1 protein-coding gene is annotated in these 393 nt (G+C 60.3%); it reads left to right on the top strand.

The window, feature by feature from the left end; all coding sequences use genetic code 11:
• Positions 1-22: 22 nt before the first annotated feature.
• Positions 23-393 (top strand): contractile injection system protein, VgrG/Pvc8 family (locus C1J01_RS54425; RefSeq protein WP_220040522.1); only part of this gene is annotated, 371 nt, incomplete at its 3' end.

Below are 393 nucleotides of genomic sequence, written 5' to 3'. Positions count from 1 at the left end.
GTCACGCACGAGGAGCACAGAGATGGGCGCAGCAGAACGCATGTCCAACAAAATCGGCAACCACCGCACAGTCAAAGCGAGCAGCAACGCGATCCCTGACCTACTGGGGCAGCCACAGTTGGAATTCGTGCGCGTCTCGGGCCGCGAAGCGCTGAGCGAGTTGTTCACCTACACAGTGGATCTGCGCCCCGTTTCGTTGGCAGCCGATCAGTCCATGCTCGAATCAGATCTAGACGCTGCCATTGGCCACGAGATGACCTTGTCCATCGAACTGGACGGCATGGGCACCGGCCTGCTCGGTGGTGTTGGTGCGGGTGTGCGAGAAATCACCGGCCTGATCACCGCCGTCGAACTGATCGGCGGCGTGGACAACAATCGTCTCTACCGCTACAC

The sequence above is a fragment of the Nonomuraea aridisoli genome (genome assembly GCF_003236395.1).
Lineage (GTDB): Bacteria > Actinomycetota > Actinomycetes > Streptosporangiales > Streptosporangiaceae > Nonomuraea > Nonomuraea aridisoli.
Note: the sequence above shows the minus strand (reverse complement) of the source record. Positions and strands in the feature narration are given on the sequence as shown.